Below are 24,150 nucleotides of genomic sequence, written 5' to 3'. Positions count from 1 at the left end.
CACCGTCAAGCGTGTCCGTAGCTCAGCTGGATAGAGTGTTGGCCTCCGGAGCCAAAGGTCCCGGGTTCGAATCCCGGCGGGCACGCCATGATTTTTAGGCCCTTAGGGGCCTTTTTTTGTTTTATCCGGCCCTGTCGTTTCCTTCCTCTTTCTACTACTTCTTCTTGAAGAGGGGCTTAAGTATGGTTAGCTTTTCCCTCCTGCGGCTTCTTATGGGCTTAAGGCGGCCCAGTGGAGTCCGTAGTTGCTGTTTTGTTTAGCTTATTTAGTCGGATTGGATCTCTCCAGGTTTATGAGAAACACCTTGGTCTCAGATCCGCCTGGAGCAGAGAATCCCCCGAGCCCGTTGCGTCCCACGACCCTATGGCATGGGATCACTATGATTATTGGGTTGGCGGCACAGGCTCTTCCCACGGCCCTTGCCGCCATTGGGGATCCCATGGATTTTGCGATGTCTCCATAGCTTTGGGTTTGACCGTAGGGTATCCCTGTCAAGGCATTAAAGACTTGGCGTTGGAAGGTCGTTCCCCTGGGCTCTACCCTAAGATGAAATTCCCTTCTTTTCCCTTCAAAGTACTCGATAAGTTGTTCCATGGCGTTTTGAACCACAGGAGATGGGCAACAACCTTTGGGCTCCTGTCCTACTATGACCTTGATCCCTGTGATCGCATCCCCCTCTGCCGTCACCATGATGGGGCCTATCGGGGTTGAGATCGTTCCGATGGATTTGCCGCACATGGGCGTCCCCCCATTACAAAGGCGTTTTTGAGCGATCAATTAGATCTGGGTGAGCTATTGAAATTTAGATGTAGAAGTTGTTTAGCCACCAGATTCCGAACGATATGCTGGTGAGGGTTACAGGAAGGCCCACCTTAAGGTGTTCCATGAATGATATCCTGACCCTCCCGGATGCTCCTTCTACGACTATTATGTTCGCTATGGATCCCAGTATGGTCAGGTTCCCTGCGAAGGTGGAGCTCATGGCAAGGATTAGCCATCCCCTGTCACCCAACCCGAGGGTTTTCACGAGGGGTTTAAGGAGCATCACCGCAGGGACGTTGCTTACCAAGTTGGAAAGACCTGCGGACACGAAAGAAAGGGAGATGCTCCCCCTTAAGGCAATGGTGCTGAGGTCGGATAGCCAGGTAAAAGCCTTGGATCCCTGGAAGCCGCCCATTATCACGAACAATCCGATGAAAAGGAGGAGAAGTTTGAAGTCTATCATTTGGTACACCTTTTCTGGCTTTACCCTTCTTGTAATAAGGAAACAAGAGGCTATGGCCATTGCAACCACTTCTATGGGTAAACCGGAGAAGAAGCCCGCGAGGCAAGCGGTGCTTAAAAAGATGAACTTGATGACCATGGCTTTGTGATATGGGAAGTTCCCGGAATCCTTGTGCTGTGTCGTTGGTGTGGTCAACTGGTGCCTGTAGAAGATCCTGATGGCCACGTAAGTAAAAAGGAGCCCCGCTGCTGATGGGACCAGCATGTTTATGAAGAACTTTCCATAATTGATCCCTGAAGCCATTCCTATTATCAGGTTCTGGGGGTTTCCGGTTATCGTGGCAGCGCTGCCCACGTTGGCCGCCATGCAAAGGGCCAGCAGGTGTGGTCGTGGGTCGGTGCCCATGGAGTAGGTCAACCTCAGCAGCATCGGTGTGAACAGGAGGCATATGGTATCGTTCACGAACAGGGCTGAAAGTACGCCCGCTGCGGCGATGACGAAGATGAGAAGCCCGTTAGGCGTGCCTGCCCGTTTCAGGACCCAGGCGGATAGAAGGTTTACCGCCCCGGAGAGTCTGAAGTGTGCCACCAGGACCATAAGACCGAAGAGGGTGGCCAAGGTCCTGTAATCTATGGATTTGTACGCATCCTCCATGGATATGGCTCCTACGAAGACCATAAGGGAGGCACCGATTATGACCGCCCCTGTCCGGTCTATGCGAAGGATGGGAGGCTGTCCTATGGCTAGGATGAGATATGAAACAGCGAATATCAAAACCGATGGTTCCAACTGGTGCACCGCCTTGTCCAACTGCTTTGGGGGTATTTTTTTGATAATTAATCATGAATCTCCTTGCGCCCCTTGGCAGATGTGCTATTCTTACTCTCTGGGTTCTAGATTATCAGGAAACGAGCTTTGCAGGAAGGGGATGGATCATTGGAAATCAAGCCGATGAAGAAGATCAAGAAGCTTAAGAAGCTGAAGCTTTATGGCTTCAACAACCTAACTAAGTCCTTGAGCTTCAATCTTTACGATATATGTTACGCCAAGACTCCTGAGCATCGTAACGCGTACATAGACTACATAGACGAGGAGTACAACGCCACGAGGTTGACCACCATACTCACGGAGGTGGCCAACATCATAGGAGCTAATATATTGAACGTAGCCTATCAGGATTACGATCCCCAAGGGGCAAGCGTGGCGCTGCTTATATCGGAGGAGAAGGTAGGAGAGAGCCAGGCAGATCACTGTCAGGAGCAGGATGAAGGGGAGAGCCCCGGACCCCTTCCCCAGACGTATCTCGCACATTTGGATAAGAGCCATATAACTGTTCATACCTACCCGGAAAGCCACCCGGACCGAGGGGTATGTACTTTCAGGGCTGATATAGACGTATCAACCTGCGGCAGGATATCGCCACTTAAGGCCCTTAACTACCTGTTGCATACTTTCTCGCCTGACATCGCCATCATAGACTACAGGGTGAGGGGCTTTACGAGGGACATATCGGGGGAGAAGTTCTTCCTGGACCACAAGATAAACTCCATACAAAACTTCATATCAAAGGATACCCGTGAACTTTATCAGTTCATTGATGTTAACATATATCAGGAGAACATATTCAATACAAAGATGATAATAAAGGACTTCGACCTGGACAACTATCTCTTTGGTACCGGTAAGAAGTCGCTTCTTCCTGGGGAGAAGAAGAGGATAAAGCAGGAGATCAAGAAGGAGATGGCGGAGATTTTCGCCGGCCGGAACCTGCCATCGTTTTAAGGGGCTGAATGAGCAGTATCTTTATGGAAGAAGCCCTTAGTGAGGCCCGAGCTGCCTTTGAGGCTGGTGACGTGCCGGTGGGGGCGGTTATCGTCGTGGCGGGCCGGGTTGTAGGTAGGGGCAGGAATGTCAGGGAGGTTGACCAAGATCCTTTAGGGCATGCGGAAATGGTGGCTATAAGGGATGCATGTTCCCGGCTTGGTCGCTGGCGGCTTGATGGGGCCTCCATCTATGTGACGTTGGAGCCCTGTGTTATGTGTGCGGGTGCCATATTGCAGAGCCGCATAGGGGAGGTACATTTTTCGCTAAGGGATCCCAAGGCTGGGGCATGTGGATCCCTGTATGATGTCCTTAGGGATCCCAGGCAGCCTCTTCGATGTAGGGTGTTCGAGGGAGAGAAGGCGGAGGAATCGCGGCGTTTACTGTGGGCCTTTTTCAAATCCCGCAGGGGTGTTAGAGCTGGACAATCCGCGGAGGGTTGAATATAATTCTCATCGTTTCTCCGTTGTGTTGTTTTGCGTGGAGGGGTGGCCGAGTGGTCGAAGGCGGGCGACTCGAAATCGTCTAGGCGGTGCTGAGCCGTCTCGTGGGTTCAAATCCCACCCTCTCCGCCATTTGGGTAAGCAGCAGGGCCATTCTTAGGCCCTGCTTTTTTGTTGTCGTTTTTAGCGTGTTTTTGTCATTCCCTGCCTTTGATTCACCGATTTCCATTCTAGAGCTGCTAGCTCAATTCAGCCATTTTTAATCGGCATGTCCTGCTTGCCTTGGTTATTTAGTCATAAGTTGAGGTCCTAATCTTTATACATAGTGCTCTTGCTTGTTTGGATCAGGATGTGCACGCGCTTTTGAGCTCCTGTAACGTTGGCCTTGGCGATTAGACTAACCTCTTATGAGATCTGGTGTATTTTAGGGGGCGTAATAGCCTAAAAGTTGCGGGAGTTCGAGGATTTGGTAGCTTTATTGTTTTTGTGGTGCTTGACATATTCTATTGAATGATATAGTTTTCCTGAATCATAGTCTTCATATTTGGAGGTGTTGTATTGTGGTAGATAAGTCCGCTTCTGGATCTGATAAGCCTAAAAGGGCCAGGAGGCCAAGAAGGAGTCCTGAGGAGCTTTTGGCAGATCTTGAAAGGCGCCGTGCAAAACTTGAAAAGCGACTGATGAAGAAAAACCAGGAAACGGTAATGGCGCTGGGGTATGCTTTTCTCAAGGCGGTTGGGAAAGACCTTTCTTCTCTGGATTCATCGGAGTCCAGTAGGATAATATCCGAGCAAGATTATGCGCTTCAGTTTGTGAGGAGGCTTATGGGCAAGGACTAACATCTCCCGGAATTGATGTGTATGATAAAGAAAATGCCCTAGGGGGCTTGAAATATTCCTTGTGATTAGGTATTATTCCCCGCGTGACCGATCGAGGATGCGGAGAGGTGGCTGAGTGGTCGAAGGCGCTCGCCTGGAGAGCGAGTGGGCGGTATAAAAGCCGCCCCGAGGGTTCAAATCCCTCCCTCTCCGCCATGGTTTGTGCGAGTTGTGTGGGGCCCTACGGGCCCCGCGTTTGTGTTGGGACTTTTGCCCATCGGTAGTGTTGCGGCCTCCAGCGGGAGGCCTAGCCCCGTGCGGCGCAGCCTCGTGAACCCCGCCAGGTCCGGAAGGAAGCAACGGTAAACGATGAGCTGCGGGTGCCACGGCAAGCTGGGTCTCCCGCTGGGGGCCGCACCCGTTTTTTTCTGTGTGTCCCCTTTATGGGTTAGGGGGTGTGTGTTATGCCCTTGTTATACTTGGACGTCCATCGACGGGGTTGCGATGAGGCTCTGTGGATCCCCTTTTACTTGATTCGGGGGGAGTACTTGGTGCGTAGGATGTTTGCTAGGCCATCCTACGTAAGAGGTTTATGGCTCTTGAACGGCCTATTCGGCTCCCTCGAGGAGGTTGCCCCGAAGCGCCCGCTGGAGCTTGAGGAGGGGGCCCTCCAAGCTTCAGGTGCTAAGCATGTATTAGACTTCCGCATTGCTCCGGACGAGGCCGAACGGAGGGTTTTTGCGGCCATCTCTGACGTGGGGTTTTGGGGTAAGCTTGCAGCGGTCACACAGGGGGCTAGCGTTTCCACCACCCCCTTTTATGCGCAGTATTGCATCGAAGACGGCAAGCTCTTTGATCCCTTCTGCGGAGCAGAATGTACGGATCCGCTGCTCCTCGGGTTCATTGCTCCCCGTCCAGAGGGGTGAGGTCTATCATGGCCTTGATGAGCCTCTCCAGCTCGTCCATTTTTTCCTTGGGGACTTCTGAGGCCGCTTGGCTTATGCACTGGTTAAGGTAGTTCTTGAGCACCGCGATGGACGCGTTCTGCATTGCCTTCCTCGCGGCGTTCAGCTGGATAAGTATATCTTTGCAGGGCTTTTCATCCTCTATCATCTTCTGTATGCCTCGTATCTGTCCCTCTAAGCGCTTTAACCGGTTAAGCACTGCGGTTTTCCCTGTGGTGTTCTTGGTCTTCTTAGAGTTCATTTCAACTCTTCAGCTCCTAACGATATGGTATGCTCGTAGAACTCAGGGGTTAATGCCCCCCGTAGGTATGTATCCTATACCGACATGCCTTGAAGGTCAACGACTATCGTGATATACTGCCCAGCGGTAGTCCGCACACGGGCGGATCTATTGGGTGTTGCCCTGTGAACGTACGGGGTTCCCATGGGATATGACGCCCGTGGAGGTAAAAACAAGGAGGGAAACCACATGGCGGTAGTGAGCATGAAGCAGTTGTTGGAGTGTGGGGTTCACTTCGGTCACCAGACCAGGCGCTGGAACCCGAAGATGAAGCCATACATATTCACCGAGCGGAACGGGATCTACATCATTGATCTTCAGAAGACGGTGAAGGGTCTTGAGAGGGCTTACAGCTTCGTTCGGGAGGTGGCCAAGGAGGGGGGCAGCATGCTCTTCGTGGGCACCAAGCGGCAGGCCCAGGAGCCCATACGGAACGAGGCCCTTCGCTGTGGCCAGTTTTACATAAACCAGCGCTGGCTTGGCGGGCTTCTCACCAACTTTGCTACCATAAGGCGCCGGATCAATCGCATGATCGAGCTTCAGAAGATGGAGGCGGATGGTTCCATTAACCGCTATCCCAAGAAGGAGATCATCCAGCTTCGCAAGGAGCGGGAGAAGCTGGAGAAGTACCTCTCCGGCATAAGGGACATGAGGGATATGCCGGATGCGCTTTTCGTGATCGACCCCAGGAGGGAGAACATAGCGGTCCTTGAGGCTGCCAAGCTTGGAATCCCTGTGGTTGCCATAGTTGATACCAACTGTGACCCCGAGCTCATCGATTATCCGATCCCCGGGAACGACGATGCCATAAGGGCTATTGAGCTCATCACTGGTCTGATGGCCAATGCCTTTATAGAGGGACGTCAGGGAGTTGACGGCATGCCTGCTCCTGCCGCCGAGGCCGTTGCGGAGGAGGAGTCGGTGGAGGACGTCATCGAGGTCCGGGAGAAGCTTCACGATGAGTACTCGGATGTCGCAGAGGTACTGGTCAACCAGGAGCTTGAGGAGCGCAAGGGCTGGAAGGAGGCCTAGTGATGTCTGTGGATATGGAAGCGGTGAAGGACCTTAGGGCTCGTACCGGAGCTGGAGTTTTGGATTGCAAGAAGGCGTTGGCGGAGTGTGGAGGGAACATCGAGAAGGCAGTGGACTACCTTCGGGAGAAGGGTCTTGCCAAGGCGGCCAAGAAGGTTGGTCGTACCGCCGCCGAGGGGTTGGTCTTCAGCTACATCCATACCAACGGCAAGATAGGCGTTCTGTTGGAGATCAACTGTGAGACCGATTTTGTGGCCAGGACCGACGAGTTTAAGAAGCTCGGGCATGAGATAGCCATGCACATTGCCGCCGCCAATCCTCAATACGTATCCCCCGAGGATGTCCCCTCTGAGGACCTTGAAAGGGAGAAGGAGATCTATCGGAAGCAGGCCCTAGAAGAGGGCAAGCCGGCCCATATAGTGGACAAGATCGCAGAGGGCAGGGTCAATAAGTTTTACGAGGAAACCTGCCTGCTCGAGCAGCCCTACATAAGGGACCCGGAGAAGAAGATAAAGGACCTGGTGATGGAGAACATAGCCAAGATAGGGGAGAACATAGTGGTTCGTAGGTTCACCAGGTATGCCATCTCCGAGTAAGAGGATCTCAGAATCTATGAGGCGAGGGATGGTCCCTCGCCTTTTTCTTGGGCTTAAACGGGCCGTTGTAAAAATGCACGTCTGTTATAACTGTGGACATCAGGAGGCTTGCCATGGGGCGATACAATAGGGTACTTCTCAAGCTGTCTGGCGAGATATTGGCTGGCAAAAGCGGATTTGGGCTTGACCTGGAGGAAGTGAGCAACATCTGCGCCGAGATCGCTGATGTGGCCCGTGAGGGCATCCAGGTGGCCATGGTGGTCGGCGGCGGTAACATAATGAGGGGACAGCAGGCGGTCCAGAAGGGAATGGAACGTGCTCAGGCGGACAGCATGGGCATGCTCGCCACGGTCATAAATGCCTTGGCCCTTCAGGATTCTTTAGAGAGAATGGGGATGAGCACAAGGGTTCAGACTGCGGTGGAGATGAGGCAGGTGGCTGAGCCGTTCATCCGCCGGAGGGCCATAAGGCATTTGGAAAAGGGGCGAATCGTAATCTTCGCCGCCGGCACCGGTTCGCCGTATTTCTCTACCGATACCGCAGCGGCCCTCAGGGCCTCGGAGATAGGGGCCTCATGCCTTTTGAAGGCCACCAAGGTGGATGGCATATACGACGACGACCCCGCTAAAAACCCGCAAGCCAAAAGGTTGTCTTCCGTCAGTTATAGGGAAGCCCTTACAAAGGGCCTCAAGATCATGGACGCCGCGGCCTTTGCGCTTTGCCAGGAGAACAACATTCCTATAATAGTATTTGATGTGCTTAAGAGGGGTAACCTAAGGTCCCTCTTAGTGGACGATAAGCCTGTGGGTTCGGTGGTTTGTTCTAATCCAGTGGGTTGTTAGGGCAGAAACGGGAAAGGAGTGATCTTTCTATGCCGCAGAACCAGATCAAGGAGATGAAGCAGAAGACGGAGAAATCCATTGAACACCTTAGGGGCACCTTGCAGGGCATAAGGACCGGTAGGGCCCATCCTGCCCTTGTGGAGGATATAAAGGTAGACTACTTCGGTACTCTTACCCCAATCAAACAGATGGCCACGGTAACCGTGCCTGAGTCCCGCCAGCTGGTCATCACCCCTTGGGATAAGACCGCCCTTAAGGCCATTGAAAAGGCCATACAGTCTTCCTCCCTTGGCGTCACCCCCAAGACCGATGGGGACTCGGTTAGGGTTACCCTGCCGGAGCTGACCAAGGAGCGCCGTCAGGAGCTCTCTAAGCTCGTTAACAAGTACGCCGAGGAGGCCAGGGTGGCCATAAGGAACATAAGGAGGGACGTGCTGGAGGCCTTCAAGAAGATGGAGAAGGCGGGGGACATAAGCGAGGATGAGCACAAGAAGCTCCAGAAGGAAGTTCAGGATCACATAGACGGGGCTATCAAAAAGGTGGATCAGATGGCTCAGGAGAAGGAGAAAGAGATTCTTAACGATTGACCTTTTGTTAAATTGCCCTTTGGCGTTGCCTTGTGAGTTTGAGCGTTTTGGTAGGAGGGGGACCTGGGGTCCCCCGTTTGTTTCATCTCCATGCGTAGGTTTGAGTTCTTTGAACCCCCCTTTTTTAAATGGCTGAAAGAAGGGCTGGGGGCTGTGCCGTTGTCTTGTTGTGTATTCGTTGGTACGGAAACCCTGGATAGGTGCCGTGGTTTTTAAAAGTTAGATCCCGCCAGGGATAAGGCCCCGGCGGGATCGGGTGGTTTTGCTGTTTTTCTTACCCCAGCGATCTTTTAAGAGCTGAAGCGCTTTGGGAGGAGGCTAAATGGAGGAGAGGAACTCCTTGAGACGTCCCATGCCTTCCTCGATCTCTTCCATGGAGTTGGAGTAGGAAAGCCTGATGTATCCGGGGGCGAAGAATGCGCTGCCAGGAACTGCTGCAACCCATTTTTCCTCGAGCAGCCTTGATGAGAACTCCTGATCGTCCTTCAGAGGGGAGTTGGATATGTTAAGGAAGACGTAGAAAGCCCCCTCTGGTACGTGGAAGGAGACGTGGGGCATATCGTTTAGCAGCTCCACCATTCTATTCCTTCTGGATTCGAAGGCCTTTCGCATGAACTCAACCGCCTCATCCCCGTCCTTTATGGCCCCAAGGGCGGCCCATTGAGCTATGGAGCTGGCGTTGGAGTTCAGGTGTCCCTGTAGGGCGTTTATGTCGCTTATCCACTGGGAGGGGCCAAGTGCGTAACCTATTCGCCATCCGGTCATTGCATAGGCCTTGCTTGCCCCGTTTACGATTAGCGTCCTGTCCTTAATGTCCGGTGCCACCTGGAGGATGTTTACGTGTTTTGCGTCCCCGTAGACGAGCCGCTCATACATCTCGTCGAATATTATCCATAGATCCCTTTCTCTTGCTACCTGAGCCAACATCTCCAGCACCTTGGAGTCCCAAACCGCCCCTGTGGGATTGCAGGGGGTGTTGATGATCATCCCCTTGGTGTTGGGGCTCAGGGCTTTCTCCACCATCTCTCTGGTAGGTATGAGGTTGGTGTTCAACGTGTCCACCAAGACCTCCCGCCCCTCGGCCAGACGTATCTGCTCAACGTAACTTACCCAGGCAGGGGTGAAAAGCAACACTTCATCTCCGGGGTCGACTACCACTTGGATGGCCTCGTAGAGGAGAGGCTTCCCCCCGCTGCCCACGGTTATCTGAGACACTGGATAGTCCAGGTTCATCCTAGCTCGGTAATAGTCTTTTATTGCCTCCCGAAGCTCTGGGATCCCCGCCACGGGGGTGTAGTGGGTCTGCTGGGATTTTATGGCCTCTATCGCCGCTTCGCAGGCAGCTTGGGGGCTCCCGAAGTCCGGCTCTCCGGCGGCGAAAGAGATGACCTTCTTCCCCTCCATCTTCAGGGCCTTTGCCTTGTTGACCAGGCTCAAGGTGGCGGATGGGGCCATCCGCTGGGCTCGCAACGACCGCTTCATTTTCATCACTCCTTAATAGTGTCATTTTCTATTGCTAGATCATATCTAACCTCAAGGGTATTCCGCAACCCCGTAGGGATCAGAAATTATTAATTGTGCCTAAAAAGGGTTTGTGTGGTAAAATTGAATTACCGAGCAGGATTGGAGGGATTGCGATGGACGTACGCTTTGTAGCCCGCAATGTTGAGTTGCAGAACTCCGTCAAAGATCTTATGGAGAAGAAGCTGGGTAAGTTGGAGCGGTTTTTCGACCGCATCCTGGACACCCAGGTGACCGTTGACTTCAAGAGGGGAATGTACGTCGTGGAGATTACCTCCAACATAAACGGCATGGTAATGAGGGGGGAGGATTACGCGCCGGACCTCCGCAAGGCCTTTGAGAAGTCCCTTAAGAACATAGAGCGCCAGGTTAAGCGTCATAAGGATCTCCTGGTAGATCGCCTGCAGCTGAAGACCAAGGACATATCTTTTGAGCTGGAGTCCGAACCGTTCAGCATAGAGGAGGAAAAGCCTCAGGAGAAGGTGGAGATCGTAAAGGTCAAGAAGTTCCCGGTTAGGGTGATGACCCCTCAGGAGGCGGCGCTTCAGATGGATCTTTTGGGACACAGCTTCTTCTTGTTCCGTGATGGGGATACCGGGGATCTGAACGTGGTATATCGCCGTAAGGACGGGGGCTACGGGGTGCTTAAGCCCGAGGTCTAGTTTCTGCTCCTTTGGTAAGGAAGTTGGTGTAATATGAGCGGGGAGGGGCTTCCTTCCCGCTTTTTGAATTTTGTGGTTGTTGGATGGGATCATAATAACGTGGTTTCCTTTGGAGGTTGTGGAATGGTCGTTATGAGGGGATCTAGCGTGCTTGATGGGTTAAACCCCAAGCAGGCTGAAGCGGTTACGTATTGTGATGGGAACCAGCTAATCCTTGCTGGAGCGGGCAGTGGTAAGACCAGGGTTCTTACCCGCAAGATAGCTTACCTCATAAAGGAGAAGGGAGTCCTGCCCTCAAAGATATTGGCGGTTACCTTCACCAATAAGGCCGCAGCGGAGATGCGCCAGCGGGTTGAGAAGCTGCTTGGGGGTTCCCTTAGCGGCATGAGGATATGTACGTTTCATTCTTACGGCCTTAACTTTCTGCGCCGCAACGAAAACTTGCTCATGAAAATGGGGTACGCCACCCCAATCCTGGTGATGGATAGGACGGACCAAAAACGCCTTATAAAGCAGATCCTCAAGGAGAACAACGTCGACGAGCAAAGGGTTGAGGTCTCTTGGTTGGTGGATGCCTTCTCTTCCGCTAAGGAGGGGGATGCCCCGGGCTCGTTCTTTCGTGGCGAGGCCCAGAGGCTCTTCGAGATCTACAGGGCTAAGATGAGGTCCCAAGGAGCTTTGGACTTCGATGATCTGATAACCCTTCCACTGGAGATATTGTCTTCCAACCGGGAGGTCCTGGAGAGGGAATTAGAGTCTATAGATTGGATTTTGGTTGATGAGTACCAGGACGTTAACCGATCCCAGTACAGGCTTCTTAAGAAGCTCTCTTCCGGTGGACAGCGTATAGTGGTGGTGGGAGACCCCGATCAGGCCATATACGGTTGGCGGGGTGCCGATGTTAGCATGATACTTAACTTCGACAAGGACTTTCTGGGGGCCAAGGTCACGGTTTTGGAGCAGAACTACCGTTCAACCGGGAACATCCTGGAGGGGGCTAATCACGTAATATCCCGCAACTCTGAAAGACCAAAGAAGAGCCTGTGGACCGCCGCTGGCCGGGGGGAGAAGATAAGGATATTCAAGGCCAGGGACGACGCTGAAGATGCCAGATACCTCGTGGGTTGGATAGAACAGCTTGTAAGCGATGGATATTCGCTGGGAGACATGGCTATCCTTTATCGCATAAACGCCCTTAGCCGGCTTTATGAACAGAAGCTTATGGAAGCGGGGATACCGTATAAAGTCATAAGGGGCCTGGGCTTTTATGAGCGCAAGGAGGTAAAGGACGTCCTAGCCCTAATGAGGTTGGCGATTCAGCCAAGGGATAGGGTCTCATTTGAACGGATGGTTAACGTGCCTCCGAGGGGTATAGGTGCTAAGTCCATAGAGGTTGCCTGGAGCTGGATCGAAGGCATGGCTTCGGTCGAACCGCTGGACTTGTGGCGGGCAGCGGCCAAGGGGGAGGCGCCTCTTAAGGGACGAGCAAGAGAGGGTTTTATGGAACTGGCCCGGGGCATGCTTGATATGCTGGAGGTGCGTGACAGCGCAAGGGATGCGGTTCGCTACATCCTGGAGAATTACGGGTACGGCCGCTATCTGGAGATGGAGGACCCCGCTTCTTTTGAGGACCGGATGCAGAACGTGAAGGAGCTTCTGTCGGTCCTCCCTGATGGCACTATAGATCAAGTGCTCTCTGAGGTGGCCCTCTTCTCTGATGCGGACGTGAGCTCCGACGAGGATAAGGTTAGCCTACTAACCCTTCACGCCGCCAAGGGGCTGGAGTTCCCGGTGGTGTTCATGGTTGGTTTGGAGGATGGTATATTCCCTAATGCCAGATGTCTTGATGACAGGAGCCTCCTGGAGGAGGAGCGTAGGCTCTTCTACGTTGGGATGACAAGAGCTCGTGAACGGTTGTTCTTGTCCGGTGCTGCCAGGAGGGTGATATTCGGGAGCGTTATGGTGAATGGGTTCTCCAGGTTCCTTGCGGAGATACCGCAGGACTGCGTTCACCTGGAGGACATGACCAAGGAGGGACCCTCTTTTGTTCATCGTGGCTTTGACAGGAGACGTTGGAGCTGGTAAATCCACCTTCATGTCCATCCTATCCGAGATGGGGGCTAGGACCGCTTCTGCCGATCTGATCGTGAAGGGGCTGTGGGGGAGGCGTGAGGTGAGGAGTGCCTTTATCTCTAGATGGGGGGATGTACCGACCAAACCGGATGGATCAATCGATGCCGCTGCCGTATCTAGGAGGGTCTTTTCCGACGCGGAGGAATACCGCTTCCTTTGTTCCGTGTTGCACCCCCTCACATGGGATGCACTTAGGAGTACCGTTACCGATGATGGCGTGTGGGTTCTCGAGGTGCCCCTGCTTTTTGAGTCTGAAGTGCCACATTGGGTTGATGGAACGGTGTACATAAGGAGCCCCAGGGATATCCGGGCCTTACGGGTTGCTGCCAGGGGATGGGACGATCAAGAGCTCCCAGCCAGGGAAAGGTGGCTTTTGGATGCCGATGTAAAATCCCGCATGGCTGATTGGGTATTGGATAACGGTGGTACGCTGGAGGATCTGGAGGCCGCTGCCCGGGAACTCTATGGGGAGCTTAAACTGCTGAGTTCCGTCCTGCTTGGGAACCTCACTTTTGGGTCAATGGGGGAGGCGGAGGAGTTTGCTAGGGTGATGGTTGAAAGGCGTATAGCCGCCTGCTGCCGGCTGACTCCGGTTTCCAGCGTGTATCGCTGGGAGGGAGTGGTTTGTCATGAGGGAGAGGTGGAGGTGACATTTAAGACCATCGAGGACAGGCTTGTTGACCTGGACGAGATCCTGAAGAGCCATTCCTACGACCTTCCCGCCCTGATGCTTCAAAGGCCTTACAAGATGTCCCTTAAGCTAAGGCGCTGGGTGGTGGAGAGCTGTTCGCCATGAGGGTGATAACTACCCACATAGGTGCGGACTTCGATTCCCTCGCCAGCATGTGGGCGGCCCTTAAGCTATACGGAGATGGGGTAATGTGCTTCTCCGGGGCGGCCTCAAGGAACGTGAGGGACTTCTTGAAGCGCAACAGAGCCCACGTAAGAGTTTTAACTCCCAAGCAGGTTTTGAAGGAGGCCATCTCGACCCTGGTGGTGGTGGATGCCAGGTCCCTTGGGAGGATAGGTCCCTTTGCCTCGGTGGCATCAGATCCCTCGGTGACGGTTCACGTCTTCGATCATCATCCTCCGGTGCTTGATGAGATCCAGGCATCCTTTTCCGTCATCGAGAGGGCCGGTGCTACCGCCACCATCCTGGCGGAGATGCTGCTGGAACGATCAATCCCCCTGAGCCCCTTTGACTGTACGTTGATGGCCATGGGGATATACGAGGACACCGGAGCTCTCACCTTTGGATCCACCACCGAACGGGAGTACCTGGTCATGAGCGAGCTTAAGAAGAGAGGAGCGGACCTCCCGTCCATCCCAACGTGGATAGAGCTTTCCTTTTCCACCCTGGAAAGGGAGCTTTTGGATCGCATGATAGAGGCGGCGAGGGAACGCTTTGTTAAGGGCTATCGGGTTGTGACCTGTGCCTTGGAATTCCCCCGGTTCTCCGAAGGGATAAGCTTGTTCGTCCACCGGTTGATGGACTTCTTCGACGCTGATGTGGCTGCCGCGGTGATTACGATGGACAAACGGACCTATGCGGTGGTTAGGAGCAGGGAAGGTATAGTTGATGCAAGAAGGGTCATGGGGGATCTGCCTGCGGGTGGGCATCCTCAGGCAGCTTCAGCCTCAATGCCTAGACGGGATCCGAACGAGGTCCTTAGCGGCCTTGAGGCCCGAATAGCGGAGATGCTTAAGCCGTCCCTTACCGTAGGAGATGCCATGTCGAGCCCGGTCATGGCGGTTAGTGCCTCACAAACCGTGGAGGATGCTTACCGCCTCATGATCCGCTACGGGCATTCTGCGCTTCCGGTGGTATGTGATGGACGCATAGACGGGATAATCACCCGAAAGGATCTGGACAAAGCCCAGCTGCACGGTCTTGGGCTTGTACCGGTCAAGGAGTTCATGACCGAGAGGGTGGTAACCATAAGTCCCGATGCCCCCGTTTGGGAGGCCCACCGTTTGTTGGTCTCTAATAACGTGGGAAGGTTGCCGGTGGTGCGAGATGACGTGCTGGTTGGGATAATCACCAGGACCGACATGTTGCGGGCCCTTTATCCATCCGTCTCATCCTCTTACGACTCGAGGGAAGGGGTATCGTTGCCTTGGCAGGAAGATGTGTCCCAGGTTCTTGAGGGAGTTCCTGGGGATATTATGGAGAAGGTGCGTATCCTGGCGGACAAGGCGAAGGGGATGGGTTATCCGATATACCTCGTGGGGGGCTTTGTTAGGGATATATTGTTGGGGCGCAGGAATGAGGATGTGGACCTTGTGGTGGAGGGGGATGCGGTCCCTTTATTGGAGTCTCTGGCCCGAGAAGGGCTTGATGTCTCAATACATCGGCGCTACGGAACTGGTACGATAACCTTCTCGGATGGTAGGAAGGTGGACTTGGCCACCGCGAGGCGGGAGTTCTACGAGTATCCGGTTGCCCAGCCGACGGTGAGCATGGATTCGTTAAAACATGACCTTTACAGGCGGGACTTTACCGTCAACGCCATGGCGGTGTGTCTTAGTCCACAGTGGGGGCTTTTGGTGGACTACTTTGGAGGCCGGGCGGATCTAAAGAGGGGACAGCTGAGGGTTTTACACAACTTGAGTTTCGTTGAGGATCCCACCAGGATCTTCAGGGGGGTAAGGTTGGAAGGCCGGTTGGGCCTTAGGATGAGCCAGGATACCGAGCGTTTGGCGATCAGTGCCGTAAGGGGGGGGCTTTTGAACCTACTTTCGGGTCCTAAGCTTCGCAGCGAGGTGGAGCTCATCTTCTTAGAAAAGGATTTTGTGTGGGATGTGGAGCGCCTTAGGGAACTGGGGGCGTGGGATGCCGTCTTTCCGGGGGTGCCGGTTGGGGCGTCAGGGGTGAAGGCGTTAAGGAAGCTATCCATGTTCAGGCGCAGGCTAGGGAAAGATCTCCCGGACTTTGGCAGAGATGTTTGGCTTGCCTTTTTGGGGGGGCTACTGTATTTTGGAAGCCCTTGGGGTGCCCGCGGGGCGGTGGATAGGCTCTCCCTCTCTCCTAGGGAGAGAGAAGTGGTGGAGAAGATCCTTGGAGATCTGGGGGCGGTTGAGAGCGCCATAGGTGCCAAGGGGGAGATGAGATGGTCGGTAATATGCAAGGAGCTTGAGCGGTTCGGCAGGCTGGTAGTGTTTGCCTGGAGCGGTCTTACGGATAAATGGCGGGTAAGGCGTCGTATGCTTTTGTACCTTACAAGACTCTCAAAGGTCCTTCCCATGCTAACCGGTCGGGACCTGATAGACCTAGGGGTTCCAAGGGGGCCCATGGTGGGGGCGCTGCTCGATGCACTTCGTTTGGCCCGAATGGATGGTGAGGTTGAGACGTTAGAGGATGAGCGAGCTTGGGTGTTGAAGAGATTGGTGGAAGCTTAGAAGTATGTCCTTTGATAATTTTGAATTTGCTATTTGAAACTAAATTTTAGATGCCGTTGGAGGTAGATATAGATTGTTCCCCGATTTTTCCTTTAGGCTTGCGGAGATTCTCCTTAGCATACCCGCGGTTTTGTGGGCTATAACGTTTCATGAGTTTTGCCATGGTTACGTGGCCTACCTTTTGGGGGATCCAACGCCAAAGCTTTCCGGCCGACTCTCCCTTAACCCCCTTCATCATTTGGATCCTGTGGGGGCAATCATGTTGCTGATATTTCGCTTTGGTTGGGCGAAGCCGGTGCCAGTGGATGCCAGGTACTTCAAGAATCCCTCAAGGGACATGGTGTTGGTCTCGCTTGCTGGATCGATGGGCAACTTCCTCACCGCTTTTGTGGTTGGGTTGATGATAAGGCTCATGCCCGGTTTTTTCCTATCCAACTTCGCCCTTCGGGAGCTGATGCTTCTTATGGTCTTCATAAACCTAGGTCTTGGGGTGTTCAACCTGTTCCCGATACCCCCCTTGGATGGATCGAAGATACTTTATCTCCTTATGCCTACTAGATGGCTTAATTCGTACTTTTGGTTAGAGAGGTACGGGGTTCTGGTGATACTGGTTCTGGTGATGACTGGAATCCTTCCAAGGATAATGAGCCCGGTGGTCATGTTCTTAGCCTCCATAGTGCTTTAATGACATTGGGCATGGGGAGTAGTTTGTTTTAATTTTAGATGGCCTGAGGCCGCTTAGGAGTGGATTTGTTAATGAAAGTACTGGTCTCCAATGATGATGGCATATTGGCTCCCGGAATTCAGATCATGGCGAAGGTCCTGGCAGACAGGGGGATACCTGCTGTGGTGGTGGCCCCGGATAGGGAGAGGAGCAGCATAGGGCATGCCATAACCCTTAATCGTCCGTTGAGGGTCTGGCATCTCGAACCCGGTGTGTTCCCCCCCATGATGCCCGCCTATGCTTGTGACGGGACCCCGTCGGACTGTGTTGTCATAGGGACCGAAGAGCTGGCGAAGGACGTCACCATGGTGCTTTCCGGTATAAATCGTGGTCCGAACCTTGGAGATGATTTGACTTATTCTGGTACGGTCTCCGCCGCGATGGAGGGGCGTGATTTTGGGATACCATGCCATCGCGGTATCCCTAGCCTGCAGAAACTCTGATCCGGCGGCCCATTACAGCACCGCCGCAGCGGTAGTGATGGCCTTCCTGGACTGGTTCAAGGAAAATCAGATTCCCAATGGGGTCCTGTACAACATAAACGTTCCCAACGTTCCTATTCGGGGCTTAAAGGGTATACTTCCCACCCGCAAGGGCACTAGGCTTTATAGGGATAAGGTAACGAAGTTCAAAGACCCCCATGGAAGGGACTGTTACTGGATGGGAGGGGTGCCGGAGGATCACATGGAGGAGGGGACCGACGTGTGGGCGGTGGCCAACGGTTACGCTTCCATTACGCCGGTGCACATGGATATGACGCATTACGATACGTTGGAGGCCATGCGGTCCAAGGGTGTTGATGCCCTGCTCAAAAGAGCATGATGTCTTCCCCATTGCCGCTTGACTTTTATGGAATCTGGTATATAATCCTTCTCAATAGCTTTTTGGGGCTGAGTTAGAGTTTAGGTTAGGAGGTGTTCCCGGTGGCGCTGAAGGTCTTCTTGCGACGACGAAGCGGATCCCTTTTCCTTCGTGCGCTCTATAAGGGCGATGAAGGGGAGTGGACCCGTGGCGGTCGACAGAGAGGGGGCGTCACCGGCTGAGAGCGCCCCTCGTCCTAGCCAGGATATCCTCGTGCCCCTGAGCTCCTTCCCGAAGAAAGGCGATTTACCTGCCAAGTAGGGAGGACCCTCGTGAGTGACCCTCGCGGGGGGAGAGGTGGCCGTCGCAGGGGCGGCAATTTGGGTGGTACCGCGGGCAAGGCAGCCCGTCCCAAGGTGGACGGGCTGCCTTATTTTTTAAGCAAAAATAAAAAATTCAAGGAGGATATGAAGATGACTTATAAGGGGAAATTGGTGCTAGCTTACAGCGGTGGTCTGGATACTTCGGTGGCCATACCTTGGCTTAAGGAGCAGGGGTATGATGTGATAACCTTTACCGCCGACGTTGGCCAGCAGATAGATCTCAAGGCCACAAAGGAAAAGGCGATGATGTCCGGGGCTTCAAAGGCATACATCACCGATCTCAGGGAGGAGTTTGTGGAGGACTACGTTTGGAAGTCCCTTAAGGCTAACGCGATGTACCAAGGCACTTACCCGCTTAACTCTGCACTTTCCAGGCCTTTGATAGCTAACCACCTGGTAAGGGTGGCCAAGGAGGAGGGGGCAGTTGCTATAGCTCATGGATGCACCGGCAAGGGGCAGGATCAGGTGAGGATAGAAGTTTGCGCCAAGGCGCTTAATCCAGATATAACCGTTGAGGCCCCCGTAAGGGATTGGCACTTTAGCAGGGATGAGGAGATAGAGTATGCGGAGAAGCATGGCATCCCCGTACCGGTTACGAAGGCGAGTCCCTACAGCATAGATGAGAACCTTTGGGGCAGATCTACCGAGTGTGGGATATTGGAGGATCCGTGGGCAGAGGCCCCGAGTGACGCTTTCACCCTGACGGTAGATCCATGGGAGGCTATGGATGAGCCGGTGGTGATAGAGATAGGCTTTGAGAAGGGGATACCTGTCTCCTTAAACGGCAAGGTCATGTCAGGGGTGGCGCTCATAGAGATGCTGAACCAAATAGCCGGCAAGGCCGGGGTCGGAAGGGTGGACATGATTGAGGACAGGTTGGTGGGCTTTAAGAGTCGGGAGGTCTACGAGTGTCCTGCGGCGGTTACGCTCATAGGGGCTCACAAGGCACTGGAGAGCATGACGTTGAGCAAGGAGGTTCTAAAGACCAAGAAGGAACTCGAGGTGAAGTACGCCGAGCTTGCCTATGAGGGTTACTGGTTTTCTCCACTGCGGGAGGCCTTGGATGCCTTCATTGATAAGACCCAGGAAGTGGTGAGCGGGGTTGTAAGGGTAAGGCTTTACAAGGGCCAGGCTACCGTGGTGGGGATGAAGTCCGAAAACTCCCTCTACCGGGAGGACTTGGCGACCTATTCCCACGGGGACAAGTTCGATCACAAGGCAGCGGTTGGATTCATAACCGTCTGGAGCCTGCCGATCAAAACCTGGAGCCAGCTGCATGGGAAAAAGGCATGTTGTGAGGCATCAAAGGTGATAGGCATGGAGTAAATCGCCTCAACCAAGGGGTGCATGGCAAATATCAGCTTCGTCATGCACCCCTTTAATTATTATATTTGAATTATTGGCTGCTTTTTGATGAATTGCCGCGCCACAGATCTCCCTGCCGGGCCCCGGAAGATCTCATTCGGGCCTCGAGATCTCTGATAAAGTCACCTTTTCTGAGCAACCACGATGGGGAGATCAGCTGCTCCGGAGATGCGTCTGCGGTAAGCCGCTGAACCTCCACGTGGGGTGGGGTCCTCCTTAGCGCTTCTACCAGGGATTCCATGTAGTATTCCATGGAGGGGGGTGAAAACAGCCCTGCGGAAAAACGCTTGTGAAGTTCTGTATTCCTTAGGATATGCAGGGGGTGAAACTTAATTCCAAGGGCTCCTGCCATGCATATCCGCTCCGCATCCATTGCCATTCGCAGCGGGGCTTCTTCGGGTATACCCCCTATCAGGTGTGCGCAGGACATTACACCATCTAATTTGGAAAGGGTTTCTATGGCCCTTATGGCGCTTTGTGAGTCATGTCCACGATTTAGCCACTTCAACATTGAATCGTCCAGCACCTGCACCCCAACCTCTGCCCAAACCTCAAGCCCACTGGCGGCCCAATCCTTCAGCATAGATGCGAAGGCATCGGGAAGTTGATCTGGTCTCACCCCGAAGGCAAGCCCTACCACCTGTATCCCCGATCTTTCAGCGGTGGCCAAGGCCCTTGCCACCGTGTCGGATAACCTTACCATTGATACGTTGGTGCAGCTGTAGCTTTGAAAGTAGAGTATCGTTTTGGATATACCCCTTGCCAAAAGCTTGCTAGACTTTATCCTGCACTGTTCTTCGATCCCTATCCCCTGGAGGAATGAACCGTCTCCCCCTCCTTGTGGATCGCAGAAAACGCACCCTCCGGAGGTTAGGGAGGTCCTGTGAGGACACCCAAATCCTCCGTCGATGCATATCTTCCAAACCCTTTCTCCATGTCTTGACCTGAGCGACGCGGAGAAGGAGTTCCATGGGACATCCCGGGATAGCTCTTGTTCCCGCTTGTTCATAAATCCCCTCGGTAGGTCGGCAACCCGATGGAAGCCAGTTTATTGGTCCCGTCGACCGCTTTGCGGGCATTGTCCGCTTTCATCGCCTCTAACGCACTGCGAACTTCGGGGTTGCTCAACGCCAGTATTCGCGCAGCTAAAATGGCGGCGTTTCTTGCCCCATCGACGCCCACCGATGCTACTGGCACCCCGGGAGGCATTTGGGCTACGGATAGAAGGGCGTCCAAACCGCCCATGACCCCGCCGCTCAAGGGGACTCCTATGACCGGCAGGTCCGTGTGGGCTGCAACGCTCCCGGGCAGCGCGGCAGATAGCCCCGCCATTGCAATTATCACCTTAAAACCCAGCTCGGAAGCCCTTGATGCCATGTGAGCCACCCTATCTGGCGTTCTGTGAGCGGAGGCCACAGCAGCTTCAAACGATATGCCCAATTCAGCGAGAGCATCCCCGCACTTCCTAGCGTGTTCCGCATCCGATGGGGATCCTAGGATTATCAGCACATCTGGCATGTAGTTACCCCTCCTTAGGCTGTATAAATTATCGTTGGTCGGCTTTTACTAATTCCATCGCTCCCGGTCATGACCTTGGAGATCCCCCAACCTCCGTCGTGGGACTCCCAATATCTCCCCTGTGGAACCCACCGGGAAGAGCAACAGAGGCCATCCGTTTATATGCGTTTATCCTGGCGGTTTCAATTGAGTCTCCGATCCCTACCACGGTGAGAACCCGTCCTCCCGAGCTCACCAGCTTGCCGTTTACCAGCGCGGTTCCTGAGTGGAATACCAGGGATGATCCGTCGTCGAACGGCCATGTGCCCTCTATGGGATGTCCAACCCTGGGCGAGAAGGGGTATCCTTCGGAGGCAAGAACTATCCCAAGAGCGCTTTTCCCGTTGGTTTGTATGTCTTTCACCTGAAGCTCTCCGTTGGCGGCGCCATGGCAAAGCTTAAGCCAGTCATCGCCTATGATGGGCATTATGGCTTGGGTTTCCGGGTCCCCCATGCGGACGTTGTACTCAAGGACCCATATCTTACCTTCTGGGTCAATCATAAGCCCCATGTAAAGGATGCCGCGATATGTTATCCCTCTCTTGCGAAGGCCGTTTATGGTGGGTGTTAACACCTCTTCTCTTATCCGTTCCCTAAGCTCTTCCGAGTCCCAGGGTACAGGGGCGTAAGCTCCCATCCCCCCGGTGTTGGGGCCTCTGTCCCCGTCTAAAGCCCGCTTATAGTCGTGGCTTAGGGGCAACAGGGCTCCGTCGCTGCCGTCCAGCAGCGCGAGGGCGGTGATCTCAAAGCCGTTAAGGTGATTCTCTATGACCACCCTACGTCCCGCGTCGCCGAACAACTGCCCATCCAACATTTTGCTGCAGTAGTCAGCAGCCTCGTCAACGTCCGAGGTTATTAGAACACCCTTGCCCGACGCAAGGCCATCGGCTTTTATCACGTAAGGGGGAGTTCTAGACTCAAGGGCGGCCTTGCAAGATTTTAAATCACCGCATACGTCGAAGGGGGAGGTTAGTATTCCATTCTCTTCCATGAAGGATTTAGCGAAAGCCTTGCTGCCCTCTAGCATGGCTCCCTTCTTTTCCGGTCCCAGCACCAGTATGCCCTGATCCATCAGCCGGTCTGCCACCCCGGCCACAAGGGGAGCTTCCGGACCTGGGATGACCAGGTCTATCCCAAGTTCTTTCGCTGATTTTAAGACCGATGAGGCATCGCAAACGTCCAACTCCGCGGAACCAAAGGAACCAATCGTGCCGCCGTTACCAGGGGCAACTATTACCTCTGCCCCAATGGGAGATCTTGATAGCGCCCAGGCTATGGCGTGTTCCCTGCCGCCGGATCCAAGGACCATTACCCTCAATTGTCTTCCCCTCCCTCATCGTGTATTTCATTGCTTAACATAGCCGGATCCCAAGAAACTGGTTTGTTTATTGAGGGGACCTCAATGCGTAGACTGCCTGATCTTAGTGCCTGAACGTCCGATGTCCCCCTACGAACATGGGTATGCCCAGCTCTAAAGCCTTGGATATAACCTCCTGATCTCGCACGGAACCGCCAGGTTGGATTATGGCGGCTATGCCGTGAGAATGAGCCACCTCTACCGTGTCCGGGAATGGGAAGAAGGCGTCCGAGGCCATTACGGCTCCACGAGATGAGTTCCCCGATCTGGTCAGGGCGAACCTAGCGGCGTCAACCCTGTTGGTGAACCCTGCACCTATACCGATGAGGCGTCCGTCTTTCACCACCGCTATGGCGTTGCTCTTGGCTAGGGCTGCACAGCGCCACGCGAAAGCCATGTCTTCCCAAAGGTCATCCCTTGGTACTCCATACCAGGTGCCGGCGTTTTTCTCCGGTGGGGTGGGTATCGGATCCTCCTGAACTAAAGTCCCAATGGATGTATCCCTTAGAAGTGGGTTACTGTCCCATCGCTCCCATCCCAGATTTACGGTGATCAACCGCAGCCCCTTCCTTCGCTCCAACAGAACGTTTGCGGCCTCTTCATCAAAGCCCGGGGCTATCACGACCTCGAAGAACCGGTTGGACAGTGCCTCGGCGGTTTCCTTGTCGACCGGTTCCGTGAAACCCACGATGCCGCCAAAAGCGGATACGGGGTCACAAGATACTGCCCCTTCAAATGCCTGGAGTAGGGTTTTCCCTATGGCAGCACCGCAGGGGTTGTTGTGTTTTATTATCACACACGCACAAAGCCCCTTCAGCATGCTGATCCCCCTTAGGGCTGCATCAGCGTCAAGTATGTTGTTGTAAGACAGCTCTTTGCCGCCCGTGACCTGAAATGGCTGTTCCCCCGTGGCCTTTAACCATAGGGAAGCCCTTTGATAGGGGTTTTCCCCGTATCGAAGATCCCTCGTCTTAACTAGGGGTACCGCCAGCCTGGATATCCCGGTCATCATTGGGGAGTCCAAGCCTAAACGCTGGGACAGGGCCAGTGAGATCGTGGCGTCATACTGTGCGGTTAGACAGAGCGCTTTTACCGCATATCTCTCTCGGGACTTCAAGGATACCTCGCCCTTCTCTTTTATCTCCTCTGCTGCCTCAATGTAGTCCTCTGGATCACATAAAACCGTAACGTGTTTGTAGTTCTTAGCCGCTGCCCTGAGTAGGGTTACACCGCCGATGTCTATCTGCTCTATCAGCTCATCCAGGGATGCCCCGGATTTAAGGGTCTCTTCGAAAGGGTACAGGTTGCAAACCACCACATCTATGGGGGGAATTCCATGAAGGTTAACTTCATCCTGGTCTGATGGGTGGTCCCTTCTGAAGAGTATCCCCCCCGCTATCTTCGGGTGTATCGTTTTAACCCTTCCACCGAGCATGTGGGGGTATCGGGTTATGTCTTCAACGCTTAAAACATCCAGCCCTAACCCTTGCAGGAACCGCATGGTACCAGAGCTGGATACCAACCTGTACCCGCTGTTTATAAGCGTCCTTGCCAAGTGTTCTATGTTGGTCTTGTCGTAAACCGATATGAGGGCGAACCTCTCTGATGATAGTTCAGTCATGTGCTCCACCTCCATGGA

At 53.8% G+C, this 24,150-nt stretch carries 24 protein-coding genes, 3 tRNA genes and 1 other RNA gene; 20 read left to right on the top strand and 8 right to left on the bottom strand.

Annotation, left to right across the window (positions count from 1 at the left end; all coding sequences use genetic code 11):
* Window positions 1-11 precede the first annotated feature (11 nt).
* A tRNA-Arg gene (locus THEVEDRAFT_RS05305) sits at window positions 12-88 on the top strand.
* Between the two features lie 173 nt (window positions 89-261).
* Here THEVEDRAFT_RS05305 and THEVEDRAFT_RS05300 read toward each other — a convergent pair.
* Both THEVEDRAFT_RS05300 and THEVEDRAFT_RS05295 read right to left on the bottom strand, forming a co-directional pair.
* Window positions 262-738 (bottom strand): methylated-DNA--[protein]-cysteine S-methyltransferase, encoded by a 477-nt coding sequence (locus tag THEVEDRAFT_RS05300; RefSeq protein ID WP_006583680.1) that lies wholly within the window; start codon window positions 736-738, stop codon window positions 262-264.
* Window positions 739-802: 64 nt separating this feature from the next.
* Window positions 803-2,023, bottom strand: a complete 1,221-nt coding sequence (locus tag THEVEDRAFT_RS05295; RefSeq protein WP_425358275.1) for an ArsB/NhaD family transporter — start codon at window positions 2,021-2,023, stop codon at window positions 803-805.
* 153 nt (window positions 2,024-2,176) lie between these two features.
* Here THEVEDRAFT_RS05295 and speD point away from each other — a divergent pair, with 153 nt between their 5' ends.
* The 7 genes from speD to THEVEDRAFT_RS05265 all read left to right on the top strand — a co-directional run bounded on the left by speD (window position 2,177) and on the right by THEVEDRAFT_RS05265 (window position 5,233).
* Window positions 2,177-3,007: an adenosylmethionine decarboxylase gene (gene speD / locus THEVEDRAFT_RS05290; protein ID WP_040825784.1), complete on the top strand. Its 831-nt coding sequence runs from the start codon at window positions 2,177-2,179 to the stop codon at window positions 3,005-3,007.
* A 23-nt stretch (window positions 3,008-3,030) separates the two neighbouring features.
* Window positions 3,031-3,489, top strand: coding sequence for a nucleoside deaminase (locus THEVEDRAFT_RS05285; RefSeq protein WP_006583677.1), 459 nt, complete (start codon window positions 3,031-3,033; stop codon window positions 3,487-3,489).
* Window positions 3,490-3,528: 39 nt separating this feature from the next.
* Window positions 3,529-3,621: transfer RNA gene (locus THEVEDRAFT_RS05280), tRNA-Ser, on the top strand.
* Between the two features lie 428 nt (window positions 3,622-4,049).
* Window positions 4,050-4,328 carry a hypothetical protein gene (locus tag THEVEDRAFT_RS05275; protein WP_006583676.1) on the top strand — a complete coding sequence of 93 codons (279 nt, stop codon included), beginning with the start codon at window positions 4,050-4,052 and terminating at the stop codon, window positions 4,326-4,328.
* 101 nt (window positions 4,329-4,429) lie between these two features.
* Window positions 4,430-4,523: transfer RNA gene (locus THEVEDRAFT_RS05270), tRNA-Ser, on the top strand.
* An 88-nt stretch (window positions 4,524-4,611) separates the two neighbouring features.
* Window positions 4,612-4,710, top strand: an RNA gene (gene ffs / locus THEVEDRAFT_RS09355) — signal recognition particle sRNA small type.
* Between the two features lie 148 nt (window positions 4,711-4,858).
* The gene (locus THEVEDRAFT_RS05265; RefSeq protein ID WP_156787122.1) at window positions 4,859-5,233 is read left to right on the top strand and encodes a hypothetical protein; all 375 of its coding nucleotides are present in this window, start codon (window positions 4,859-4,861) and stop codon (window positions 5,231-5,233) included.
* On the opposite strand, the gene THEVEDRAFT_RS05260 is transcribed toward THEVEDRAFT_RS05265, so the two are convergent.
* Window positions 5,208-5,513: a metal-sensitive transcriptional regulator gene (locus THEVEDRAFT_RS05260; RefSeq protein WP_006583674.1), complete on the bottom strand. Its 306-nt coding sequence runs from the start codon at window positions 5,511-5,513 to the stop codon at window positions 5,208-5,210. The two genes, THEVEDRAFT_RS05265 and THEVEDRAFT_RS05260, sit on opposite strands and share 26 nt — an antisense overlap.
* A gap of 228 nt (window positions 5,514-5,741) precedes the next feature.
* Between THEVEDRAFT_RS05260 and rpsB the strand changes: the two genes are divergently transcribed.
* From rpsB to frr, 4 genes are all read left to right on the top strand, one after another.
* Complete coding sequence (gene rpsB / locus THEVEDRAFT_RS05255) at window positions 5,742-6,584, top strand: 30S ribosomal protein S2 (protein ID WP_006583673.1); 843 nt, start codon at window positions 5,742-5,744, stop codon at window positions 6,582-6,584.
* Window positions 6,585-6,586: 2 nt separating this feature from the next.
* Window positions 6,587-7,180 (top strand): translation elongation factor Ts, encoded by a 594-nt coding sequence (gene tsf, locus THEVEDRAFT_RS05250; RefSeq protein ID WP_006583672.1) that lies wholly within the window; start codon window positions 6,587-6,589, stop codon window positions 7,178-7,180.
* Window positions 7,181-7,293: 113 nt separating this feature from the next.
* Entirely contained in the window at window positions 7,294-8,022 is a 729-nt protein-coding gene (pyrH, locus tag THEVEDRAFT_RS05245) for a UMP kinase (protein ID WP_006583671.1), read from the top strand.
* A gap of 29 nt (window positions 8,023-8,051) precedes the next feature.
* Window positions 8,052-8,609: a ribosome recycling factor gene (frr, locus tag THEVEDRAFT_RS05240; protein ID WP_006583670.1), complete on the top strand. Its 558-nt coding sequence runs from the start codon at window positions 8,052-8,054 to the stop codon at window positions 8,607-8,609.
* Window positions 8,610-8,927: 318 nt separating this feature from the next.
* Here frr and THEVEDRAFT_RS05235 read toward each other — a convergent pair whose 3' ends face one another.
* Window positions 8,928-10,091: a pyridoxal phosphate-dependent aminotransferase gene (locus tag THEVEDRAFT_RS05235; protein WP_006583669.1), complete on the bottom strand. Its 1,164-nt coding sequence runs from the start codon at window positions 10,089-10,091 to the stop codon at window positions 8,928-8,930.
* Window positions 10,092-10,246: 155 nt separating this feature from the next.
* On the opposite strand from THEVEDRAFT_RS05235, the gene hpf reads away from it, so the two are divergent.
* The 8 genes from hpf to THEVEDRAFT_RS05195 all read left to right on the top strand — a co-directional run bounded on the left by hpf (window position 10,247) and on the right by THEVEDRAFT_RS05195 (window position 19,558).
* Window positions 10,247-10,792: a ribosome hibernation-promoting factor, HPF/YfiA family gene (hpf, locus tag THEVEDRAFT_RS05230; protein WP_006583668.1), complete on the top strand. Its 546-nt coding sequence runs from the start codon at window positions 10,247-10,249 to the stop codon at window positions 10,790-10,792.
* Between the two features lie 123 nt (window positions 10,793-10,915).
* Complete coding sequence (locus THEVEDRAFT_RS05225; protein WP_006583667.1) at window positions 10,916-12,877, top strand: ATP-dependent helicase; 1,962 nt, start codon at window positions 10,916-10,918, stop codon at window positions 12,875-12,877.
* Window positions 12,846-13,721, top strand: coding sequence for a dephospho-CoA kinase (gene coaE / locus THEVEDRAFT_RS05220; RefSeq protein WP_245522770.1), 876 nt, complete (start codon window positions 12,846-12,848; stop codon window positions 13,719-13,721). The genes THEVEDRAFT_RS05225 and coaE overlap by 32 nt, the downstream gene beginning before the upstream one ends.
* Window positions 13,718-16,324, top strand: coding sequence for a CBS domain-containing protein (locus THEVEDRAFT_RS05215; RefSeq protein WP_006583665.1), 2,607 nt, complete (start codon window positions 13,718-13,720; stop codon window positions 16,322-16,324). Before coaE ends, THEVEDRAFT_RS05215 begins: the two co-directional genes overlap by 4 nt.
* Window positions 16,325-16,397: 73 nt before the next feature.
* The gene (locus tag THEVEDRAFT_RS05210; RefSeq protein WP_006583664.1) at window positions 16,398-17,009 is read left to right on the top strand and encodes a site-2 protease family protein; all 612 of its coding nucleotides are present in this window, start codon (window positions 16,398-16,400) and stop codon (window positions 17,007-17,009) included.
* Between the two features lie 71 nt (window positions 17,010-17,080).
* Window positions 17,081-17,491, top strand: coding sequence for a 5'/3'-nucleotidase SurE (locus THEVEDRAFT_RS10240; protein WP_342610148.1), 411 nt, complete (start codon window positions 17,081-17,083; stop codon window positions 17,489-17,491).
* On the top strand, window positions 17,445-17,870 hold the full coding sequence (surE, locus tag THEVEDRAFT_RS10235) for a 5'/3'-nucleotidase SurE (protein WP_342610147.1): 426 nt from the start codon (window positions 17,445-17,447) through the stop codon (window positions 17,868-17,870). Before THEVEDRAFT_RS10240 ends, surE begins: the two co-directional genes overlap by 47 nt.
* Window positions 17,871-18,322: 452 nt before the next feature.
* Window positions 18,323-19,558 carry an argininosuccinate synthase gene (locus THEVEDRAFT_RS05195; RefSeq protein WP_006583662.1) on the top strand — a complete coding sequence of 412 codons (1,236 nt, stop codon included), beginning with the start codon at window positions 18,323-18,325 and terminating at the stop codon, window positions 19,556-19,558.
* A 70-nt stretch (window positions 19,559-19,628) separates the two neighbouring features.
* Here the strand turns inward: THEVEDRAFT_RS05195 and mnmL are convergent, their stop codons facing one another.
* The 4 genes from mnmL to purH form a co-directional block, all read right to left on the bottom strand.
* On the bottom strand, window positions 19,629-20,606 hold the full coding sequence (gene mnmL / locus THEVEDRAFT_RS05190; protein WP_006583661.1) for a tRNA modification radical SAM protein MnmL/YtqA: 978 nt from the start codon (window positions 20,604-20,606) through the stop codon (window positions 19,629-19,631).
* Window positions 20,603-21,115: a 5-(carboxyamino)imidazole ribonucleotide mutase gene (gene purE, locus THEVEDRAFT_RS05185; RefSeq protein WP_006583660.1), complete on the bottom strand. Its 513-nt coding sequence runs from the start codon at window positions 21,113-21,115 to the stop codon at window positions 20,603-20,605. The genes mnmL and purE overlap by 4 nt, the downstream gene beginning before the upstream one ends.
* Window positions 21,116-21,182: 67 nt before the next feature.
* The gene (purD, locus tag THEVEDRAFT_RS05180) at window positions 21,183-22,463 is read right to left on the bottom strand and encodes a phosphoribosylamine--glycine ligase (protein WP_245522769.1); all 1,281 of its coding nucleotides are present in this window, start codon (window positions 22,461-22,463) and stop codon (window positions 21,183-21,185) included.
* 112 nt (window positions 22,464-22,575) lie between these two features.
* Window positions 22,576-24,132, bottom strand: a complete 1,557-nt coding sequence (gene purH, locus THEVEDRAFT_RS05175; RefSeq protein ID WP_006583658.1) for a bifunctional phosphoribosylaminoimidazolecarboxamide formyltransferase/IMP cyclohydrolase — start codon at window positions 24,130-24,132, stop codon at window positions 22,576-22,578.
* Window positions 24,133-24,150 lie beyond the last annotated feature (18 nt).

This window comes from Thermanaerovibrio velox DSM 12556 (assembly GCF_000237825.1).
Taxonomy (GTDB): Bacteria; Synergistota; Synergistia; order Synergistales; family Synergistaceae; genus Thermanaerovibrio; species Thermanaerovibrio velox.
Note: the sequence above shows the minus strand (reverse complement) of the source record. Positions and strands in the feature narration are given on the sequence as shown.

Excerpts from the sequence above, each read along its gene's own strand:
- THEVEDRAFT_RS05260 (WP_006583674.1), bottom strand. The coding sequence starts at position 5,513 with ATGAACTCTAAGAAGACCAAGAACACCACAGGGAAAACCGCAGTGCTT.
- THEVEDRAFT_RS10240 (WP_342610148.1), top strand. The coding sequence starts at position 17,081 with ATGAAAGTACTGGTCTCCAATGATGATGGCATATTGGCTCCCGGAATT.
- frr (WP_006583670.1), top strand. The coding sequence starts at position 8,052 with ATGCCGCAGAACCAGATCAAGGAGATGAAGCAGAAGACGGAGAAATCC.
- THEVEDRAFT_RS05300 (WP_006583680.1), bottom strand. The coding sequence starts at position 738 with ATGTGCGGCAAATCCATCGGAACGATCTCAACCCCGATAGGCCCCATC.
- THEVEDRAFT_RS05195 (WP_006583662.1), top strand. The coding sequence starts at position 18,323 with ATGACTTATAAGGGGAAATTGGTGCTAGCTTACAGCGGTGGTCTGGAT.
- purD (WP_245522769.1), bottom strand. The coding sequence starts at position 22,463 with ATGGTCCTTGGATCCGGCGGCAGGGAACACGCCATAGCCTGGGCGCTA.
- mnmL (WP_006583661.1), bottom strand. The coding sequence starts at position 20,606 with ATGAACAAGCGGGAACAAGAGCTATCCCGGGATGTCCCATGGAACTCC.
- THEVEDRAFT_RS05215 (WP_006583665.1), top strand. The coding sequence starts at position 13,718 with ATGAGGGTGATAACTACCCACATAGGTGCGGACTTCGATTCCCTCGCC.
- hpf (WP_006583668.1), top strand. The coding sequence starts at position 10,247 with ATGGACGTACGCTTTGTAGCCCGCAATGTTGAGTTGCAGAACTCCGTC.
- speD (WP_040825784.1), top strand. The coding sequence starts at position 2,177 with ATGAAGAAGATCAAGAAGCTTAAGAAGCTGAAGCTTTATGGCTTCAAC.
- pyrH (WP_006583671.1), top strand. The coding sequence starts at position 7,294 with ATGGGGCGATACAATAGGGTACTTCTCAAGCTGTCTGGCGAGATATTG.
- purH (WP_006583658.1), bottom strand. The coding sequence starts at position 24,132 with ATGACTGAACTATCATCAGAGAGGTTCGCCCTCATATCGGTTTACGAC.
- rpsB (WP_006583673.1), top strand. The coding sequence starts at position 5,742 with ATGGCGGTAGTGAGCATGAAGCAGTTGTTGGAGTGTGGGGTTCACTTC.
- purE (WP_006583660.1), bottom strand. The coding sequence starts at position 21,115 with ATGCCAGATGTGCTGATAATCCTAGGATCCCCATCGGATGCGGAACAC.
- THEVEDRAFT_RS05235 (WP_006583669.1), bottom strand. The coding sequence starts at position 10,091 with ATGAAGCGGTCGTTGCGAGCCCAGCGGATGGCCCCATCCGCCACCTTG.
- THEVEDRAFT_RS05225 (WP_006583667.1), top strand. The coding sequence starts at position 10,916 with ATGGTCGTTATGAGGGGATCTAGCGTGCTTGATGGGTTAAACCCCAAG.
- tsf (WP_006583672.1), top strand. The coding sequence starts at position 6,587 with ATGTCTGTGGATATGGAAGCGGTGAAGGACCTTAGGGCTCGTACCGGA.
- THEVEDRAFT_RS05285 (WP_006583677.1), top strand. The coding sequence starts at position 3,031 with ATGGAAGAAGCCCTTAGTGAGGCCCGAGCTGCCTTTGAGGCTGGTGAC.